The organism is Flagellimonas alginilytica, from assembly GCF_042134605.1.
Taxonomy (GTDB): domain Bacteria; phylum Bacteroidota; class Bacteroidia; order Flavobacteriales; family Flavobacteriaceae; genus Flagellimonas; species Flagellimonas alginolytica.
In genome coordinates, this window is sequence record NZ_CP169638.1 from 1,170,742 (window position 1) to 1,185,579 (window position 14,838).

Sequence of the window (14,838 nt, forward strand, 5' to 3'; positions counted from 1 at the left end):
TTACTGGACAAATCTACAAAAAGGATTTATCACCCGCCCATCAATTTTAGGGCATACACACATGTAAAACCTTCAAATTCCAGAAAATCAATTTCGTAATGTGTTTTTTCTCCTTTGTACAATATTTCAGCTACGGTCCGTGTATCGTCAAAAGAAAAATCCATTACATCAATATGTCGTAAAAAACTGAGTCCTTGCTGTGCATAAATTTTGTACAAGGACTCCTTTGCCCCCCAGACTATGGTCAATTTTCGCATCAACGCCTCTGAATTGGCCAAGGTTTTGTATTCTTGGATAGGGGTGAATTTGTGGGCTATTCTTAAGATCTTGTCCCTCTGCATCTCAATATCTATTCCCACTTCATCGGTTTCACTGACAATAATCCCGGTGAAATTATGTGAATGGGTAATTGAGATATAGTTGCCATCTTTTAAATGGGGCTTACCAAAATCGTCGTAATAGAGGTCGTGATCCACATACCCAGCCAGTGCCAGCAGGTGCCTGATACTTAAAAAAGCCCTTCGGTGCGCCTCCGATTTCATGCCTTCCATTCGTTTTTGGCAATGATCCGTCAACTCCACATTCAGAGCAAGTTGGGCCTCTGGCTCCGTAACTTTCCAGATGTAGACCTTTGTGGTAGGGGAAACTGTTATTGTTTTGTAAACTGGCATGAACAAAAGTTAAGCGAATTCGTATCTTTGTGCACTATTTAAGCGAAGCTACAAAAGTAAATTTATAAAAAGTATGAGCACAAAGACAATTCCGTATGTACCGTATAAGGTGAAGGACATCTCTCTTGCAGATTGGGGAAGGAAAGAAATTGAGCTTGCAGAAGCAGAAATGCCCGGGCTAATGGCCTTGCGCGAAGAGTATGGGAGCCAACAACCTTTAAAAGGGGCAAGGATTGCCGGTTGTCTTCATATGACGATCCAGACTGCCGTTTTAATTGAAACTTTGGTGGCTCTTGGCGCCGATGTAACCTGGAGTTCTTGCAATATATTCTCTACACAGGACCACGCCGCTGCCGCCATAGCTGCCGCAGGTATTCCGGTTTACGCTTGGAAAGGGATGACCGAAGAGGAATTTGATTGGTGCATAGAGCAAACCCTGTTTTTTGGAGAGGACAGACAACCTTTGAACATGATACTGGACGATGGTGGAGATCTTACCAATATGGTTTTGGACCAGTATCCTGAATTGGCCGGAGGCGTAAAAGGCCTTTCAGAAGAAACCACCACAGGAGTACACCGCTTGTACGAAAGAATGAAGAATGGCACGCTTCCAATGCCGGCCATAAACGTGAACGACTCCGTGACCAAATCGAAGTTCGACAATAAATACGGGTGTCGCGAAAGTGCCGTGGATGCCATTCGTAGGGCCACCGATACCATGTTGGCGGGCAAAAGGGTTGTTGTTGCCGGTTATGGAGATGTTGGAAAAGGAACAGCTGCATCTTTCCGTGGAGCTGGGGCCATTGTAACCGTTACCGAAATCGACCCTATTTGTGCTCTGCAAGCCTGTATGGACGGTTTTGAGGTAAAGCGATTGGAAAACGTGGTGCCCAACGCGGATATTGTAATTACCACTACCGGTAACAAGGACATTATCCGAGAAGAACACTTCAGGGCCATGAAGGACAAAGCCATTGTTTGTAACATCGGTCATTTTGATAATGAAATTGATATGGCCTGGTTGAACGCAAACTACGGCAATACCAAAGACGAAATAAAACCACAGGTAGATAAATATACCCTTGAAGGTAAAGATGTGATCGTATTGGCCGAAGGTAGATTGGTAAACCTTGGTTGTGCCACCGGCCACCCAAGTTTTGTAATGAGCAACTCTTTCACCAACCAGACCTTGGCGCAGATTGAACTTTGGAAACACAGTGACAAATATGCCAACGAAGTGTATATGCTACCCAAACATTTGGATGAAAAAGTGGCCAAGTTGCATTTATCCCGATTGGGGGCAGAGCTAACCGAACTCAATAAAGAGCAGGCCGATTATATTGGAGTAAAAGTAGAAGGGCCGTTTAAACCCGAATACTACAGATACTAAGAAACAAAATGATTTAAAAAAACCCATGGCAAACACCATGGGTTTTTTTATTATTCAATATTTTTTATTCGGCCAAAAGGGTTTCGTTATAATAATAGGTATCCTTTTCTTTAAGCAACGCCAACCCTTCTTCTCTAGTGCTCATAGGGTCTATTTTTACTTTCTCACCGTTGGGCATGTGAACAATATAGAAACCTTCTTCAAATGAAGATAGCTTTATAATTTCTCCATTTGGCCTAATGGCATTCCATGATTTTTCGTCGGGCTTGTAGACCAAATCTATTTTCTTTCCTTTTTTTGGCCCTTCCACCACAGTTACCTGAATCCTGTTTTTGGTGGCGATCATCTCAAAAGTATTGCCATCGTGTTCCACCATCTGGGTTTCCGACTCGCCGTCCTTCATGGCAATTGGGTTGGAGCCGGACCAAAACTCTATCACATTAAATATGATTGCATCGCCAAGAAAGAACAATCCGTAAACCGGAACAATGTTCAATCCCCAAAAAATCAAGTTGTCCAAGAACTTGCTGTCGGTCAGCCCTTGGTTCCAATCTTTTAGGTTATTGAACGCACTGAACGACCCTAAACAACTGGTAAACAAAATAGAACAAGCCAATAGTAATGAAATAACTGCTTTTTTCATGATTTAAGATTTATAGTTAATGTTCTTAAAGCTACAAAAAGAAATCCATTCGCTTATCCAATCCAATCTCTGAATCAAACAAATAAAATTACCGTTCATCCCATTGTGATTGTTACCTTTAATCCCATAAATCTGGATATATGGACAGGGATTGGTACGTTATTAAAAATATTGAAACTGTGGATTCTCCATCCATAGCGCTCTACTTAGAAAATTTAAAGCACAATATTAACGAGATGGTCGATTTGATCGATGGTGACACGAATCGGTTGATGCCGCACATTAAAACCAACAAAATGCCCAAGGTACTGGAGCAAATGTTGGCAGCCGGCATATCCAACTTTAAGGCATCCACAATACCTGAAGCGGAAATAGCAGCAGAGGCCGGAGCTACATCTGTTTTGATCGCACATCAGCTTGTTGGGCCCAAGGTGGACCGTTTCCTTAGTTTGTCCAACCATTTTCCCAACACTGCCTTTTCCACCATTGTGGACAATATAGACAGTGCAGAGCTATTGAATTCGAAAGCTCGGGAGAAAGAGGCCTGTATCAGTATTTATATTGACATTAATAATGGCATGGACCGCTCTGGGATAGAAATAGGCCCGGGGTTGGATGAATTGATGGATTATCTAAAAATATGCAAATCTCTTTCCTTTAAAGGGCTACATGCCTACGATGGACATTTAAGGGATGTGGATTTTACTGTTAGAAAAGAAAAAATAGAGAAAGGTGTAAAGGATGTTGAAACTTATCTTGAGGCTCTGAAACCTGATTACCCTTTGGCCAAAATTATTTGTGGTGGAACTCCATCTTTCACCTCCCACCTGTTGGAAGAAACGCGAATTACGAGCCCGGGCACCTGTGTTCTTTGGGATTGGGGCTATGGGGATAAGCTGAGCGAACAAAATTTTAAACCAGCCGCTATTTTGGTCACACGAATTATTTCCAAACCTACGAAAGGCATAATTACAGTAGATCTAGGACATAAATCGGTGGCTGCGGAGAACCCGATCAACAAACGGGTAAAGTTCCTTAACCTGGACAATTACGAGTTACTTTCACAAAGTGAAGAGCACGGGGTGATCAAAGTGGAAGAGTGGAGCAAATTTAAGGTCGGTGATATCCTTTATGGCATCCCGTATCATATTTGCCCCACTATTAATCTTCATGATGAAGTTTCGGTAATCGAAAACGGTAAAAAAGTTGATGCTTGGGAAATTACCGCTCGAAAAAGGAAACTCAAATTCTAGGATTTATTTTAAGTCCAAGGCTTTGTTCAAATCATAAAAATAGAAGTCCTTTTCATCGTTCATGGCTACAAAAAGTCCGTTAGGGAACGTATTGTTCAACGGAACTGTCACCACATCACAACCATCGGTTTCCGTGGTGGACAGATTCACTGCTTTGATGAAACTGTTATCTTTTCTCGAGAAAATATTGAACTGACCACGTTGTTGGTCCGAAACAATGATATACCCTTCCCCATTTGGATATCTGGCAATGGCAATTCCTTCTATATCCTCTAAAAAGTGTTCGCCTCCAAAACAGGCCAACTCTTCATTACCCATACTAGGTTCTGCATAATATTTCTTAACACATTCACCTTCATCGGAATAATATACGTAGCCCAATTCGTTGTCCACAGCAATGGCTTCAATTTCTTTTCCACCAGTAAAGCTTCCAAATTTGCGAACCAAGTTGGCAGAAACCCCAGTACTGTCCGATTCCAATTTATATTGATATAAATAGGAGCCGCTAGGGCCAATTTTTCTTCCAACAATGGCATAAACCGATGAATCTTTTGGGGATTTGTACAGGCTGATGCCCATAGCCAAACGGTTTTCGATGTTGGCCTCGTCTTCAAAAACGGGAAAACCACCATCATCCAACGGCTTCATATCGGGCACGGAAAACAAACGAATTTGTTGCTTTTCCCTTTCGGTGAAGGCAATCACATCAACAGCGACCGAATCGTTCAATGGAAAACCATATTCCAAATCCACATTATTGGGACGTTGAATCCCTGTAATGGACTTTTCTTTGATGATTTTTCCGTTCAAATCGAAAGCATAGATGCCACCATTTGTTTCTTTATCCGTACCGAACACAATACTTTTTGACGCATCCTCTGGATTTATCCAAATGGCTGGGTCGTCTGTATCGTTCGGTGTTTTTTCAGTAATAACATCTGGTGCAATGGCAGGCAATTTACTTCCTTGTTCTTTACAGGAAATTGCGGCCAACACCATTATTATTGGGATATATTTTTTAATCATAATCTTCAATTAATCTTTAGGTCAGTAAGGCACAAGCACCCACCCGTTGGGCAGGCACTTGTTTTGACTTAGTATATAAAATATACTACCTGATTTTATTTTTTGAACAAATCGTACTTCAAGCCAAAAGTGAATCTTATACTGTAAAATTCAGCTTGTTGTGTTCTTTCCTTTACACTTTGGAAATAACGTAATGGTTGATTGGTGATATTGTTCACATCGGTATAGATCCTCAAGTTATTGGTGATGGCATAACTGGCGTTGAAATCCAAGAAGAACTGCGTATCGTAATATCTGTCCTCAAAAGCATTTCCACCAATCTCATCGATATAAGAATCGGAGAAGTTGGCTGAAAGTCTTGCACTGAATCTCTTATCGGCATAACCCAACGACCCGTTGAACATGTTTGGTGCTGTGTTTGGCAGATCCAAATCGGTACGCTCGTCCCCATCTTCGTTACGGATACCATTCGCGCTCGAAGACAAATACGTATAGTTCAAGTAGATGCTAAAGTTTCTAGCAAAACCTGGCAAGAAATCCAATTGTCTTTGGAAAGATACCTCCGCACCGAAAATAGATGCTGAATCCCCATTTAAAGGTTGAAAAACATCATACCCTGTTGTTCCTGAACCAAATGAATCATCTTCTGCTTCTGTGATAAAGGTATAGATGAAATCGTTGATTCTTTTATAGAACAATCCACCTGAAATAATACCTACACTTTCAAAATAGTGCTCTGCATTTAAGTCGAAGTTCATGGAAGTGGTCGGGTCCAACTCAGGGTTTCCAACGATAACCTCTTCATCCTCGTTAACAATCTCCGATCTAGGAATTAAATCCACGTAGTTTGGACGTGCCAGCGTATTGGTCCAAGCAAAGCGTAGGATAGTGTTATTGTTCAAATCGTACTTAAAGTGAAGTCCAGGCAAAAAGTTGGTATAGGAGTTCTCATCAGAAACAGGCTCTACCTCGATTCCCTCTTCTATTCCTGCATCTTCATCTTCTTCAATATACACCACCCTGTTTCCATCCGATTCGAGTTTTGTGTTTTCCACACGAAGACCGGCCAAAACACTCAACTTGTCGGTCAGCTTTTGGTTGAACATGGCGTAAGCGGCCAAAACATTTTCCTTTACTTCAAAATTTCCTGGAAGGTATTCATCTGGCAAAGCTTCACCATTTGTTGTGTTCAAATCCAAAGTGCCCAACCATTCTTCACTGGCAAAAGTACCTGCTTGGTATTTTTCTCCAGCCAAGAAATCCGGATCAGTGTAGTTTTTAACAGGAACAGCTCCCAAAGTAGGATACAGATCTTCCAAATCATATTCATAAAAGTCGTTGTCGCGCATTTTTGTTTTAAAACGACCTCTACCACCAAATTTGATCGTACCTCCATTACCAAACAGATCCGCCGGCAATTCAAAATTCACAAAGAAGTTTATGTCCTCTTCCTCAGTATATTGGTTTTCGTTGGTGATCTCATCAAACTCAAAGTTGTCCATATTATTGAAATCACTTGGGTCGGATGCAGTCATTATTGGGTACTTTGGGTTACTATTGTCATTATTAACAATGTACTCCGCAGCATAGGCTGCGTATCGTTCGTTCAAACGCTCTTCGGAGGCTTTCGCGTAAGCTGCCATCCAATCCACTTTTAATGAGCCGAACAAATGGTCTCCACCCAGTGTGTAGTTTTGCATACGCTGGTCTTCCAATCGTCTGTTTTTGTTACGTCCTCCAGCGATACCCCCTTTGGATTCGCGAACTGCTTCAATCGGAAATCGGGTCGGGACTCCATTGGTAATGGTAAAATCCCCTGCTTCAATATCCTCTCCATCCAAAATTTCTTGTGCGAAGGCAAATCTATTTTCACGATCATCCCTCCAATTGTACATGGTTTTTAGGTAGATATTATTGGCTGCATTGATCTGATAATCAAAATTGGCGGAAAAGCTTCTTCTCACCCTTTGTACCAAATACGTTCTTTGTTCGGTTACATTGGTGTAAGGATCCACATCAACTTCTTCCAAAATAGGCTCTCCCTCTTCGTCTTCCAATCCGGTATTGTATTCGAACTCGTCGCTCCATTCGGCCTCAATGTTGTCGGAACCAAAATCATTGTCGTTGATGGTTGCAGAGAACATGTAACCAAATTTACCATCGTTGGTACGGTCACCCACCAAAATAGATCCGTTCCAAATTCGTTTATCGGTGATAAAGTTTACACCAGATCCCGCAGTCGCAGAAAGTCTGAATCCTTGAGGCGCAGTTCTGGTTACCAAGTTTACAGAACCACCCAAAGCGTCACCGTCCATATCTGGGGTTACGGCCTTGTTCACTTCGATGGTCTGAATCATGTCAGAAGGAATAAGGTCCATCTGAATATTTCTGTTGTCGGACTCCGCAGAAGGAATTCTACTACCATTTAAGGTAACTGAGTTTAATTGTGGAGAAAGACCACGAACAATAATGTTCCTTGCTTCCCCTTGGTCTACTTGCATGGTGATACCGGGAATACGTTTTACGGCATCACCGATATTGGCATCTGGAAATTTACCAATTTGGTCGGTTGACACCACATTGGTAATGTTCATATTTGTTCTTTGGGTATTCAAAGCTTTGGACTGACCACTCAATCCGTAAGCACTTACCTGAACTTCATCCAGCTCTACATTGGAAGGGTTCAATACAATATTAACGGCAGTTGTTCGACCTGCTGTTACTGCAACTTCTTGTTCCACATCGGTGTATCCCATATAGGTAATGGAAAGTGTATAGGATCCCTCAGGAATGCCAACAAGAGTAAATTTTCCATCAAAATTGGATATTGCTCCTTTGGAAATGGATTGAATATAAACATTGGCTCCAGGAACATAAATACCGTTTTCATCGGTAATGGTTCCTTGGATGTTTCCTGATTGTGCTTGCCCAAATGCTGTACCGAGCACTAAAAACAGCGTTACATAAAAGAGTTTTGTTAGGTTCATCAGTTGAAATTTGAATTACATTACTTAGTCACCCAAAACTATGTATATCAACTCTTTATGATTTAAACTAAAAGAGAACAAAAGGGAAACAAATCGAAAAATGGCTATAAACATCAAGGCAACAATTACAGTTTGTTTACATGCGATTAACTTTTTGTAAAGAGTTGAAGCAAAAAGTGACTAAAGGTCAACCATAAAGTTTACCAATTCCTCTTTTTGATCTATCGGCAATTTTTTTCTCAGACGATAGCGCGCCACACGAACACTATCTGGGGTTACCCTTAAAATGGAGGCAATCTCTTTTGATGATAAGTTCAAGCGTAACAACATGCCCAATCGGAGCTCGGCCGGAGACAAGCTATTTTCGGAAAGTGAAGACAATTTTTTAATGAATTCCGGATGGATTTCCTTGAAAAAGGACATGAACTCATCCCATTCGTTCTCTTCCTGAAGATTGTGATCTATTTCCTTGACCAAGGTTTTAATCTTTTCCGAAGTGTTCATGTTTTTTCGGGATGCGATATTGGTCAAGGTTGAGGAAAGATCCAACAGGATTTTGTTCTTTTGGGAAAGGTGTAAACTGTATCTGGACAAGGAAGAGGTTTTGAGTTGCACCTCACGTTGCAAATTTTTCTCCTCTATCGCTTTTTTCTCCAACTCTGCTTTAAGCATGCGTTGTTTATATTCCTGCAGTTTGATTTTTGCTTCTTTTTTTCTTCCCAAATAGAAATATAAAATGGTGAGAATAGCTGCAATGGCAAACAATGCCACCCAAAGAACATTTTGATTCGCCCTGCTTACTTTTCCTTGTTCTTTCAGCAATTCAATTTCAGCTTCTTTTTTATTGGTCTCGAAAATGGTTTGAAGCACGTTCAACTGGTCACTGTTTTGGGAAGTGATCATTTGGTTGTTGAATTCCGACGCCGACAATAAATGGGAATGGGCTTTTTCATAGTCCCCCATCAAAGCATAGGTTTTGGACAAATCTTTGTGGGCGCTTTCCAGCTGATGTAAATCGTTGATTTCTTCAGCTAAATTCAATGATTTAACGGTAAACTCAAGAGCTTTGGTGTAATCCTTAGTTTTCCTGAAAACATCCCCTAAATTATTTAGAACATTGGATTCTTCGATTGAAAAACTGCCTTTGAAAAAAGTATAGGCCTTTTTAAAGTACAGATATGCCTTGTCGTATTCCTCGAGGTCCTCGTAGATACTCCCAATATTTTCATTGGTGAGTGCGATTCCTGTTGAGTCTTTCAATTTTTGAAAAAGTGAAAGACTTTGGAATTGGTCCTCTAAAGCTTCTGGGTACTCCGATTGTTTTTCGTGACTTGCTCCCAACAAGCCCAAAGATGAAGCCAACCCGGCATCATATTTAAGTTCTCGGGCCGATTTCATGGATTCGGTAAAATACTGTTCGGCCAATTCAAATTTATTGAGTGCCAGATACACTCGACCTATGTTATTGTTCAGCGTAATGAACAGTGGGTCGTTTAAGGCGGTACCCAATTGATTTAATGCCAGATTGTATTGTTCGGTAGCTTCGGAAAAGAGACCTAAAGAATGGTAGTATTCACCTAGTTTTAAATAGGCCTCGGCTATTTCTTTATAGTTTTCTGGATACTGTTTGACATTATCCAACTGTTCTTTGAGCGGAAAATAGGCTATCTGGTTTTCAGCAGTGGCTTGGGCAGGGCCAGTATATGGAAATAGGCAACAACCTATCCAAAAGAAAATAAAAAATACCCTATTTTGATTGCCCACCACTTGCGTTTGAAATAAACCTACAAGTAAATCAATCGGGCTAAAAAGAATATTACGGCTAGGTTATAAAACCTTTAAAAGTAACGCAAAACAAAAAGGCTCCACTAAAGTGGAGCCTTTTAAAATTATATAAGTCTTTGTCTTAAGCTTGGAAAGGCTCGATGGAAACAAAAGATTTACCACCTGACTTTTTCTCAAACTTTACAATACCATCAACCTTGGCATGCAAGGTATGGTCTTTTCCTGCGTAAACATTATCACCAGGGTTGTGCTTGGTACCACGTTGTCTTACAATAATGTTACCAGCTACAGCTGCCTGACCACCAAAAATCTTAACGCCAAGACGTTTCGATTCTGATTCTCTACCGTTTTTTGAACTACCTACACCTTTCTTGTGAGCCATGATATATAAATTTTAGTTCGTGTCTTATTTACTTAATGCTTCGATAAGCTCGGCTTTCTTCATAGAAGAGTAACCGGTGATATCTTGTGCTTTTGCCAATTCTCTCAATTCAGCAACAGTTTTGGAACTTAAATCCTCTGTTGCTTTTGGAGCTTCTTTTTTGGGAGCTGCTGCTTTTGCTTCTGCCTTTTTAGGTTCAGCTGCAGGTTTTGCTTCAGCTTTGGCCTTAACTGGGGCTGCTTTTTTAGCACCTTTAGCTACAATGCCTTCAACAACAATCTCGGTCAAATATTGTCTGTGACCGTTTTTCTTGCGGTAACCTTTACGTCTTTTCTTTTTGAAAACGATTACCTTATCTCCTTTAAGGTGTTTAACCACTTTGGCTTCTACAGCCGCACCTTCTATGACCGGGGCGCCAATGGTTACGTTACCACCATCTTCCAAAAGAAGTACTTTATCGAAAGTAACTTTTTTACCTTCTTCTTCTTGCAAACGGTGAACGTACACTTTCTGGTCTTTTGCAACTTTAAATTGCTGCCCTGCCATCTCTACAATTGCGTACATAATGCGTTAATTAGATTAAAATTACTTCGCTTTATTAAAATAAGCGGGTGCAAATATACTGCTAAATCCTTAATCCACAAGTATTCTTAATGGATTTAGCCCATAATTTTTTTAGAGTTATTACTCGTCTTAAAAAGTTGCATAAAAGAAAGTGTCAAAACCAAGGTCGTGGCAAACCCCATAATGGCAACGGTAAAAAAGACAATTCCTTGAAAATTTTGATAATCACTGGCCCAAGCGGTCGAAAGATTATCCAAAAATACACTGTCCAGTTCCGTTGCATAAAACGCGAAGAATATGGTAAACAACAGAGTAGCAACAAATCCAGTGGTTATACCTGCTGTAAATCCTTTGCCGTAACTAAAGCCTTTTCCCTGTTTAATCTTGGTATACTTGATGGTCTCATAGATGCCAAATCCGGTAATTATCCCATTAAAAAGACTATAGAACACATTGGTATGTTTACCCATTAAGGCCAAAATCAAAAAATACGCTATCAGCACAGCGCTGGTAACTATCCCAAATCGAATAGGAAGAGTTAAATTTTTCATGTGATTTCTTTTTGGATTCATTGTATAATTTACTGAATGTTTGTGAAATATCCCACATTTTTGAACCCAAAGACCTATATAAACTCCTTATGCCCGATAAAATTATTTTATATTTATCGTAACATCCAAGTTAAAATGGATACCAACCTCGTAGCAACATCAAATATTTTAATACTAACTATTACAATGAAAAAACATTTGTTTACAGCATTTACTATGCTCTTTGCCGTAGCACTGATCTCTGCCCAGGAGGTGGTGTTCGAGGAGTATGATTTGGACAATGGGCTGCATGTGATCCTTCATCAGGACAATGGCGCCCCGGTGGTCACTACATCGGTAATGTACCATGTGGGATCTAAGGATGAAGATCCCGACAAAACAGGATTTGCTCATTTTTTTGAACATCTTCTTTTTGAAGGGACCAAAAACATTGAACGGGGCGAATGGGATCAAATTGTTTCAGCAAATGGCGGAAGGGCCAATGCCAACACTTTTTTAGATCGCACCTATTATTATGAAGTATTTCCTTCGAATAGTTTGGAAGTAGGCCTTTGGTTGGAATCTGAGCGTCTAATGCACCCAATTATAGGTCAGGTGGGCGTGGATACCCAAAAAGAGGTGGTCCAAGAAGAAAGAAGACTGAGAACGGACAATGCTCCGTACGGCGCTTTTTTTGAGCAAATTTTAAAAAATCTTTACAAGGATCACCCTTACCGATGGGGGGTAATCGGTTCGCTAGATCATTTGGCGAGCGCCACCTTGGAGGATTTTAAAAAATTCAATCAAACATATTATGTGCCCAATAATGGAGTTTTGGTAGTTGCCGGTGATTTTGAGATAGCTGAGACCAAAAAAATGATCGAGGATTATTTTGGGCCCATCCCAAGAGGTGCGGAGATACCAAGACCAAATATAAAAGAAGAGCCAATCACAAAAACTATCTTTGCCAAATACCACGATCCCAATATCCAAATACCGGCCATTTTATTGGCGTACCGAACACCTGGCCAGGGACAGAGAGAGGCTTATGTAATCAATATGATCTCTACCTATTTGAGCAGCGGTGAAAGCTCTAAACTTTATAAAAAATTGGTGGACGAGAAAAAAATGGCCCTACAGATTCTTTCCGTTCCGATCGATGCGGAGGATTATAGCTCCTACATTGTTGGTGGCCTTCCGGTAGGGGACAATTCCATCCAGGATATCAAAAAAGAAATTGATGAAGAAATCCTTAAGCTTCAAATGGAATTGATTTCCGAAAAGGATTATCAAAAACTTCAGAACAAGTTCGAAAATCAATTTGTAAACGCGAACAGCAGTGTGGAGGGAATCGCCAATTCATTGGCCGAAAATTACATGTTGAAGGACGACACAAACCTCATCAATACAGAAATAGATATTTACCGTTCCATTACCCGAGAAGAAATTATGGAGGTGGCCAAAAAATATTTAAAGGTGAACCAACGTGTTGAATTGGAGTATTTACCAGAACAAAAAGACGCTAATTAAAATGAAAAAGTATTTAGTTTTAACCGTGCTGTCCTTGTTTATGACAGCCGCTTACACGCAAATAGACAGGAGCACACAGCCAAAACCTGGCCCTGCTCCAAAAATCAACTTAAAAGAGCCTGCGCGTTTCGAACTTAAAAATGGGCTAAAAGTGCTTGTGGTCGAAAATCATAAATTGCCCAGGGTACGCATCCAATTATCCATAGACAACCCTCCTATTATGGAAGGGGATAAAGCAGGCGTGTCCGCCCTTACCGGGAGTTTACTGGGCAAAGGCTCCAAAAATATTCCAAAAGATGAGTTTTATGAAGAAGTTGACTTTTTGGGCGCCAACATTTTTATTGGGGACCAAAGTGCCTTTGCAAGTTCACTATCCAAATATTTTCCAAGAATTCTAGAGTTAATGGCCGATGCCGCGCTAAACCCGAATTTTACCCAAGAGGAGTTTGATAAGGAAAAAGAGAAAATTATCACTGGCATCAAATCGGAAGAAAAAGATGTTTCAGCGATTGCAGAAAGAGTTCAGGCCGCTTTGGCCTACGGTAAAAACCACCCGTATGGTGAATTTATGACGGAAGAGACCGTAAACAATGTTTCCCTGATAGATGTGGAGCAATTTTACAGGTCCTATTTTGTGCCCGCCAATGCCTATCTGGTAGTGATCGGCGATGTTGAGTTCGATACGGTAAAGGAATTGGTTACAAAGGCCTTTACCCCATGGTCCAAAGCCGCACCGCCATCTTTCACCTATTCCGACCCCAAAGATGTACAATACACCCAGATCAACTTTGTTGATGTGCCCAACGCCGTACAATCCGAGGTAGCCGTGGAGAACCTTACCCACTTAACAATGAAGGATGAAGACTACCTGGACGCTCTTTTGGCCAACAGAATTTTAGGAGGCGGAATGCAGTCCAGATTGTTTCAAAACTTAAGAGAGGACAAAGGATACACCTATGGTGCCTATTCTGGCATCAGGGCAAACAAATACAGCCCTATGAGATTTGATGCCTTTGCACAGGTTCGAAATATGGTTACCGATAGCTCAGTTGTGGAAATATTGAAAGAAATCCAAACTATAACTTCCGAGCCGGTTTCGGATCAAGAGTTGGCCAACGCCAAGGCAAAATATGCAGGTAGCTTTGTAATGGCCTTGGAAAAACCGGAAACGGTAGCACAATATGCCTTGAATATTGAAACACAAGACCTTCCACAAGATTTTTATAAAACTTACTTGGAACGATTGGATGCCATTACCAAAGAAGATGTACAAAAGGCCGCGCAAAAGCACTTTACTACTTCAAATGCCCGCATAGTGGTTACTGGCAAGGGCAGCGATGTTTTGGAAAACTTGGAAAAGGTGACTTTTAATGGAAAAACCGTACCCGTGCTATACTACGACAAATATGCCAATAAAACAGCTAAGCCAGATTACACTGCTGGTATTCCAGAGGGCATGGATGCCAATACTGTTTTGACAAACTATATAAAGGCTGTTGGCGGTAAATCCAAATTAGAAGGCGTTAACTCATATTCCATGATTGCTGAAGCTGAAATGCAAGGTATGAAGTTGGAGCTGGAAATGAAAAAGACTACCAAAGATCAGTTTATGCAAGATGTAAAAATGCAGGGCAATTCCATGCAAAAACAGGTTTTGGACGGAGATTCGGGCTATATGGTAGTTCAAGGCCAGCGTAAAGACCTTTCACCCGAAGAAATCGCAAAGATAAAGGAAGAAGCCGCAGCATTCCCGGAGCTCAACTATTTGGCCGCCGGCGATGTTACCTTGGAAGGTGTGGAGCCTGTTGGTGATTCCAAAGCATACAAGCTAAAAATAAGCGATAACAAAACAGCATTTTATGATGTGGAAACTGGACTAAAGGTACAAGAAACCAATACACAGGAAGTACAAGGACAACAAGTAACCAGCACCATTGGATTCGATGATTACCAGGAAGTATCCGGCATTAAATTCCCGTTCAAGTTAATACAAAGTATGGGACCTCAAAATATGGAGTTTATTGTAAAAGAAATCAAAGTTAACGAGGGTGTAGAAGCCACTGACTTTAAATAAGAT

General features: G+C 40.8%; 12 protein-coding genes. 4 read left to right on the forward strand and 8 right to left on the reverse strand.

Annotated features, from left to right (window positions below; all coding sequences use genetic code 11):
- Positions 1-29: 29 nt before the first annotated feature.
- Entirely contained in the window at positions 30-671 is a 642-nt protein-coding gene (locus ABTP35_RS05180) for a 4'-phosphopantetheinyl transferase family protein (protein WP_293298691.1), read from the reverse strand.
- 73 nt (positions 672-744) lie between these two features.
- Between ABTP35_RS05180 and ahcY the strand changes: the two genes are divergently transcribed.
- Positions 745-2,061: an adenosylhomocysteinase gene (ahcY, locus tag ABTP35_RS05185; RefSeq protein WP_293298688.1), complete on the forward strand. Its 1,317-nt coding sequence runs from the start codon at positions 745-747 to the stop codon at positions 2,059-2,061.
- A 64-nt stretch (positions 2,062-2,125) separates the two neighbouring features.
- Here ahcY and ABTP35_RS05190 read toward each other — a convergent pair whose 3' ends face one another.
- Positions 2,126-2,704 (reverse strand): DUF3332 domain-containing protein, encoded by a 579-nt coding sequence (locus ABTP35_RS05190; protein ID WP_293298685.1) that lies wholly within the window; start codon positions 2,702-2,704, stop codon positions 2,126-2,128.
- A 140-nt stretch (positions 2,705-2,844) separates the two neighbouring features.
- Here ABTP35_RS05190 and ABTP35_RS05195 point away from each other — a divergent pair, with 140 nt between their 5' ends.
- Positions 2,845-3,957 (forward strand): D-TA family PLP-dependent enzyme, encoded by a 1,113-nt coding sequence (locus tag ABTP35_RS05195; protein ID WP_252080780.1) that lies wholly within the window; start codon positions 2,845-2,847, stop codon positions 3,955-3,957.
- 3 nt (positions 3,958-3,960) lie between these two features.
- Here ABTP35_RS05195 and ABTP35_RS05200 read toward each other — a convergent pair whose 3' ends face one another.
- The 6 genes from ABTP35_RS05200 to ABTP35_RS05225 form a co-directional block, all read right to left on the reverse strand.
- A complete protein-coding gene (locus tag ABTP35_RS05200) occupies positions 3,961-4,983 on the reverse strand; it encodes a phytase (protein ID WP_293298681.1) in 1,023 nt (340 codons plus the stop codon).
- A 95-nt stretch (positions 4,984-5,078) separates the two neighbouring features.
- Entirely contained in the window at positions 5,079-7,970 is a 2,892-nt protein-coding gene (locus tag ABTP35_RS05205; protein ID WP_293298679.1) for a TonB-dependent receptor, read from the reverse strand.
- Positions 7,971-8,150: 180 nt separating this feature from the next.
- On the reverse strand, positions 8,151-9,734 hold the full coding sequence (locus tag ABTP35_RS05210) for a tetratricopeptide repeat protein (RefSeq protein ID WP_293298676.1): 1,584 nt from the start codon (positions 9,732-9,734) through the stop codon (positions 8,151-8,153).
- Between the two features lie 142 nt (positions 9,735-9,876).
- Positions 9,877-10,137, reverse strand: coding sequence for a 50S ribosomal protein L27 (gene rpmA / locus ABTP35_RS05215; RefSeq protein WP_224836214.1), 261 nt, complete (start codon positions 10,135-10,137; stop codon positions 9,877-9,879).
- 24 nt (positions 10,138-10,161) lie between these two features.
- The gene (gene rplU, locus ABTP35_RS05220) at positions 10,162-10,701 is read right to left on the reverse strand and encodes a 50S ribosomal protein L21 (protein WP_293298672.1); all 540 of its coding nucleotides are present in this window, start codon (positions 10,699-10,701) and stop codon (positions 10,162-10,164) included.
- A gap of 95 nt (positions 10,702-10,796) precedes the next feature.
- Complete coding sequence (locus ABTP35_RS05225; RefSeq protein WP_224836212.1) at positions 10,797-11,252, reverse strand: DUF4199 domain-containing protein; 456 nt, start codon at positions 11,250-11,252, stop codon at positions 10,797-10,799.
- Between the two features lie 186 nt (positions 11,253-11,438).
- Here ABTP35_RS05225 and ABTP35_RS05230 point away from each other — a divergent pair, with 186 nt between their 5' ends.
- Both ABTP35_RS05230 and ABTP35_RS05235 read left to right on the forward strand, forming a co-directional pair.
- On the forward strand, positions 11,439-12,761 hold the full coding sequence (locus ABTP35_RS05230; RefSeq protein WP_293298668.1) for a pitrilysin family protein: 1,323 nt from the start codon (positions 11,439-11,441) through the stop codon (positions 12,759-12,761).
- 1 nt (position 12,762) lies between these two features.
- A complete protein-coding gene (locus ABTP35_RS05235) occupies positions 12,763-14,835 on the forward strand; it encodes a pitrilysin family protein (protein WP_293298665.1) in 2,073 nt (690 codons plus the stop codon).
- Positions 14,836-14,838 lie beyond the last annotated feature (3 nt).

Coding starts and splice junctions, on each gene's coding strand:
- ABTP35_RS05180 (WP_293298691.1), bottom strand. CDS start 671: ATGCCAGTTTACAAAACAATAACAGTTTCCCCTACCACAAAGGTCTAC.
- ahcY (WP_293298688.1), top strand. CDS start 745: ATGAGCACAAAGACAATTCCGTATGTACCGTATAAGGTGAAGGACATC.
- ABTP35_RS05190 (WP_293298685.1), bottom strand. CDS start 2,704: ATGAAAAAAGCAGTTATTTCATTACTATTGGCTTGTTCTATTTTGTTT.
- ABTP35_RS05195 (WP_252080780.1), top strand. CDS start 2,845: ATGGACAGGGATTGGTACGTTATTAAAAATATTGAAACTGTGGATTCT.
- ABTP35_RS05200 (WP_293298681.1), bottom strand. CDS start 4,983: ATGATTAAAAAATATATCCCAATAATAATGGTGTTGGCCGCAATTTCC.
- ABTP35_RS05205 (WP_293298679.1), bottom strand. CDS start 7,970: ATGAACCTAACAAAACTCTTTTATGTAACGCTGTTTTTAGTGCTCGGT.
- rpmA (WP_224836214.1), bottom strand. CDS start 10,137: ATGGCTCACAAGAAAGGTGTAGGTAGTTCAAAAAACGGTAGAGAATCA.
- rplU (WP_293298672.1), bottom strand. CDS start 10,701: ATGTACGCAATTGTAGAGATGGCAGGGCAGCAATTTAAAGTTGCAAAA.
- ABTP35_RS05225 (WP_224836212.1), bottom strand. CDS start 11,252: ATGAAAAATTTAACTCTTCCTATTCGATTTGGGATAGTTACCAGCGCT.
- ABTP35_RS05230 (WP_293298668.1), top strand. CDS start 11,439: ATGAAAAAACATTTGTTTACAGCATTTACTATGCTCTTTGCCGTAGCA.
- ABTP35_RS05235 (WP_293298665.1), top strand. CDS start 12,763: ATGAAAAAGTATTTAGTTTTAACCGTGCTGTCCTTGTTTATGACAGCC.